This is a genomic window from Coprococcus intestinihominis (assembly GCF_040096555.1).
Lineage (GTDB): Bacteria > Bacillota > Clostridia > Lachnospirales > Lachnospiraceae > Coprococcus_A > Coprococcus_A intestinihominis.
Map to the genome: position 1 here is coordinate 1 of NZ_JBBMEK010000245.1, position 4993 is coordinate 4993.

The 4993-nt window shown below is 44.0% G+C and carries 4 protein-coding genes and 1 tRNA gene; 1 reads left to right on the forward strand and 4 read right to left on the reverse strand.

The window, feature by feature from the left end; genetic code table 11:
• Window positions 1-214: 214 nt before the first annotated feature.
• From WMO25_RS14735 to WMO25_RS14745, 3 genes are all read right to left on the reverse strand, one after another.
• A tRNA-Ser gene (locus tag WMO25_RS14735) sits at window positions 215-302 on the reverse strand.
• A 69-nt stretch (window positions 303-371) separates the two neighbouring features.
• On the reverse strand, window positions 372-923 hold the full coding sequence (locus WMO25_RS14740; RefSeq protein WP_015512988.1) for a Fe-S-containing hydro-lyase: 552 nt from the start codon (window positions 921-923) through the stop codon (window positions 372-374).
• Window positions 924-935: 12 nt separating this feature from the next.
• A complete protein-coding gene (locus tag WMO25_RS14745; protein ID WP_015512989.1) occupies window positions 936-1778 on the reverse strand; it encodes a fumarate hydratase in 843 nt (280 codons plus the stop codon).
• A 218-nt stretch (window positions 1779-1996) separates the two neighbouring features.
• On the opposite strand from WMO25_RS14745, the gene WMO25_RS14750 reads away from it, so the two are divergent.
• The gene (locus tag WMO25_RS14750) at window positions 1997-3271 is read left to right on the forward strand and encodes a chloride channel protein (RefSeq protein ID WP_349085934.1); all 1275 of its coding nucleotides are present in this window, start codon (window positions 1997-1999) and stop codon (window positions 3269-3271) included.
• Between the two features lie 158 nt (window positions 3272-3429).
• Here the strand turns inward: WMO25_RS14750 and WMO25_RS14755 are convergent.
• A partial coding sequence (locus WMO25_RS14755) for a DNA gyrase C-terminal beta-propeller domain-containing protein (protein WP_349085935.1) occupies window positions 3430-4993 on the reverse strand: 1564 nt, incomplete at its 5' end.

The following is a 4993-nucleotide window of genomic DNA, read 5'->3' on the forward strand; positions in this document are numbered from 1 at the left end:
TGTTATCTCTTCCCGTTTTACTTTGGTTTGTGTTCTTAAAAATTCTTTTTAGGAATTTTCGGGATTGTTTTATTATTTAGTTATCAATGTTCTTTTCTCTTAGTCAGTGTTTTGCACCGACCGTTATAGGATATCATTTCTTTCAAACTTTGTCAAGCACTTTTTTAAATTTATTTTTAAAAAGTTTTTTCAAAGTTTTCTGGAAATGTTCCAGCGGAGAAAGAGGGATTTGAACCCTCGCGCCGGTTGCCCGACCTACACCCTTAGCAGGGGCGCCTCTTCGGCCTCTTGAGTATTTCTCCAGTCCTCACCGTCATTGCAGTGAGCATTTGTTATTATACAGGTACTGTAACCTTTTGTCAACAACTTTTTTAAATTTTTCGATATTTTTTTGCTACGTCTTCATATAAGTAACTGCCTTCGCTGTCAATGACCACGATTGCAGGAAGATTCTCCACTTCCAGTTTCCTGATTGCCTCTGTTCCTAGGTCATCATAAGCAATCACTTCTGCCTTTTTAACTGCTTTAGATAAAAGTGCGCCTGCCCCTCCGACTGCTGCAAAATAAACAGCGCCATTTCTCACAATTGCTTCCCGAACTTCTGCAGAACGCTTTCCTTTTCCGATCATACCCTTTAATCCCTGGTCCATGAGAAGTGGTGCATACTTATCCATTCTGCTGCTGGTTGTCGGTCCGGCCGAACCAATCGGACGTCCTTCTCTGGCCGGTGACGGTCCCATGTAATAAACAATATTATTCTTCAGGGGCATCGGTACTTCCTGCCCATTCTGAAGGGCTTCATACATTCTCTTATGTGCTGCATCCCTGGCCGTATAAATGGTACCTGATATATATACATAATCTCCGGCTTTCAGCATCTTCACTTCATCATCATTTAATGGTGCCTTTATATGTCTGTCCATCATCACCGCCTCCTATAATTCTTTTGTCACATGTCGATTCACATGACAGCATATATTAACTGCTACCGGCAGGCCTGCAATATGCGTCGGATATGTCTCGATATTCACTGCAAATGCCGTCACTGTTCCGCCTAAACCACCCGGTCCGATTCCAAGTCGGTTCACCTTATCCAACATCTCTTCCTCCAATGCACGTACATAAGGTACAGAGGAATGCTCACCTGCTGCTCGTGTCAATGCATGCTTGGCCATGATGGCACATTTTTCAAAATCACCACCGACACCAACACCGATCACCATCGGCGGACAGGCATTCGGTCCTGCCAGATCAACTGTCTCTAAAATTACTTTCTTCACACCTTCTATACCATCTGCCGGTTTCAGCATGACAACGCGGCTCATATTCTCGCTTCCGAATCCTTTCGGTGCCAATGTGATTCTGAATCTATCGCCCGGAACAATAGAATAATGAATGATAGCCGGTGTGTTATCCTGAGTATTCACTCTTTCAATCGGATCACTGACAACAGACTTTCTCAGATAGCCTTCAACATATCCCTGTCTGACGCCCTCATTGATGGCATCCTCAAGACCACCATCCGTAATATGTACTTCCTGCCCGATTTCAACAAAAACAACAGCCATGCCCGTATCCTGACAAATTGGGATCATATCTTCCCCTGCAATCGTCAAATTTTCGCACAACTGCTCCAGAATCTGACGTCCGAGCGGAGATTCTTCCTTCTCCACACCTTTGTAAAGTGCAGACTTCATGTCATCTGACAAATAATGGGTGGCCTGAATACACATTTCTTTGATACTGCTGATAATCGCATTACAACTGATTTCTCTCATAGCTTCCTCCGTAACTTTTTAAGCAGATAAATTTATTATATAATGACGTTTTTTTGATGTCAATAAGCTCAAAACCCCTTATTTCCTTGCATTTCAGTGCAACAATCACTATAATTAAATTATCGTAACTGTTCAGAGCTAACCTCTTTTTTGAAATTTTGCTTGGCTCTGAACAGTTACAAATTATCTTTACTAAATCTTTAACAGGAGATAAAACGATGAATTTCAAGGACCAAATCGAACATTTAAAAACATTTTTTACCCCATCTGTAAAAAATGTCATCTTACTGATCCGCTGGCTGATTACGGCCGTCTTTACAGGCCTTCTCGTTGGAGCCGTCGGAACAATTTTTTATTATACCATGAGTTTTGTGACCGGCTGCCGAACCGCTCACCCCATACTCATTTACCTGCTACCCTTTGCCGGTCTGCTGATTATTTTTCTCTACAGGGTAAGCGGTCAGTACAACAATACCGGAACCAATCTGGTTCTGTCCTCCATCCAGTCGGACAACCATATTTCTGTTAAAGTAGCACCTCTAATCTTAGTATCAACGCTGATCACCCATCTGTTCGGCGGTTCGGCCGGTCGTGAAGGTGCTGCCCTGCAGATTGGCGGAAGTCTCGGTGATTTTCTGGCTCAGACCTTTCATTTTGATGAAAAAGATAAGAAACTGATGATTATGTGCGGCATGAGTGCCTGCTTCTCAGCTGTATTCGGTACCCCGATGGCTGCCGCAGTATTTTCTATGGAAGTCATCAGCGTCGGCATTATGCATTATTCTGCCTTGGTACCATGTGTTATTTCATCTCTGACAGCTTCCATGCTGGCCAGACATTTTGGCGCTATGCCGGAAGTTTTTCCGATTACAAGTCTCCCGGCTCTGACAGCCCTTACCGTCGGTCAGACAATTCTTGCTGCAGCTGCTTTTGCCGCCATCAGTGTTGTCTTCTGCATTGCCCTGCATCTTTCCGAGCATACATACAAGAAATACATTGTCAACCCGTATCTTCGCGTTTTTGTCGGCGGTTTAATTGTTGTTCTTCTGACACTGCTTTTACATACCACTGATTACAATGGTGCCGGCATGCCGATGATTGCTCGCTGCTTTGAAGGCTCTGTTCCGCCATGGGCGTTTATGATGAAGATTATTTTTACAGCAGCTACCCTGGGTGCCGGATTTAAAGGCGGTGAAATCGTTCCTTCGTTCTTTATCGGTGCCACTCTGGGCTGTGTAATCGGTCCAATCCTCGGTCTTCCTGCTGCTCTCTGCGCCGGCTGCGGTATGGTCGGTGTGTTCTGCGGTGTGACCAACAGCCCGATTACCTCCTTGCTGATTTCCTTCGAACTGTTTGGCTTTGAAGGGATGCCCTATTATCTGATTACCATTGCTGTCAGTTATATGCTGTCCGGATACTATGGTCTTTACAGCAGTCAAAAGATTATTTATTCAAAGACGCGAACTGAATATATCGATGCGCATACGCATTGATCAGCCATTATCTCCAAAGGCAGCCTATGCTATGCTTTGCTTTCACTGTTAATACCAAAAACAAAGGGCCGCAGCATTTTTTCACGATGCTGCGGCCCTTTTTCCACATTTCTGATTTTTTTCAGAGGACTTATCCACAATCAGAACCATTCAGCCAACTATTCTGTTTCATTTTCCTCAGAATTATCCACTGAATCGGTCTCTAAAACTTCTTCTATCATCCCGGCCTCTTCTGACTGTTCGTCTGAAGTCTCCTCATCGTCTTTCATATCTTCACGGATCTTTGCAATACTTGCAACTACAGAGCCTTCATCCAGCTGGATCAGTTTAACCCCTGAAGTGATACGCTTCAAAATAGAAATGCCTTCTACCGGCATACGGATAATGATACCGCCGGTTGTAATGATCATCAGCTCATCTTCTGCGTTGACACATTTTGCGCCCACAACAAGACCTGTCTTATCTGTGATCTTATAGCATTTAAGACCCTTGCCGCCGCGATTCTGAACATTAAATTCTTCCAGCATGGTTCGCTTTCCGAGACCTTTTTCGGATACGATAAGCACTGCTTCGCCCTGGCTGCTGACCTGCATGCCGACAATCAGATCATCCGCATCCAGATCCATGCCGATCACGCCCATAGAAGTACGGCCTGTTGCACGAACATTATCCTGCTTGAAGCAGATACTCATACCCTTCTGGGAAACAAGATAAATCAAATCAGACTCATCTGTTACCTTAACTTCGATCAGTTCATCATCTTCACGCAGACCGATAGCCAGAAGGCCTGTCTTACGGACATTGATGTATTCCATGATAGACGTCTTCTTGACCATACCGTTCTTTGTAGCCATGAAAAGATATTTGTCATTCTCGTATTTTTCAAGCGGAATGGTTGCTGTTACCTTTTCACCCGGCTCAAGCTGCAGCAGATTGATCAGTGCTGTACCTCTGGCAATACGGGATGCCTCCGGAATCTCATAGCCTTTCAGTCTGAATACACGGCCTTTATTAGTGAAGAACAGAATATAATCATGGGTGTTTGCCATCATCAACTCTGTAATGCAGTCTTCATCCAGCTTCGTCATACCTTTAATGCCTCGGCCACCGCGGTTCTGACTTCTAAAGTTATCCATGGTCATACGTTTAATATACCCCAGCTGAGTCATGGCAATGACTGTATTTTCGCGTTTGATCAGATCTTCAACAGTAATTTCGTCATCATCCACACCCAGGGATGTTTTTCTGTCATCACCATATTTATCACGGATAAGCTTAATTTCTTCGCGGATCACGCCGAGAAGCAGTTTTTCATCCGCAAGGATTGCTTTTAATTCGCCGATTCGCTTCATCAGTTCATTGTATTCGTTCTCAATCTTTTCTCTTTCCAGACCTGTCAAAGCTCTCAGACGCATATCAACGATGGCCTGAGCCTGAACCTCAGTCAGACCAAATGTTTCCATCAGCCGTGTTTTGGCCTCTGCAACATTTTTCGATGAACGGATAATGCTGATAACCTCATCAATATGGTCAAGAGCAATTAATAAGCCCTGTAAAATATGTGCACGTTCTTCCGCTTTATTTAATTCAAAACGCGTTCTTCGTGTCACAACTTCTTCCTGATGCTTCAGATACAGTTCAAGCATCTGTTTCAGATTCAGGATCATCGGCTGATTATTGACAAGCGCCAACATGATCACACCATACGTATCCTGCAGCTGG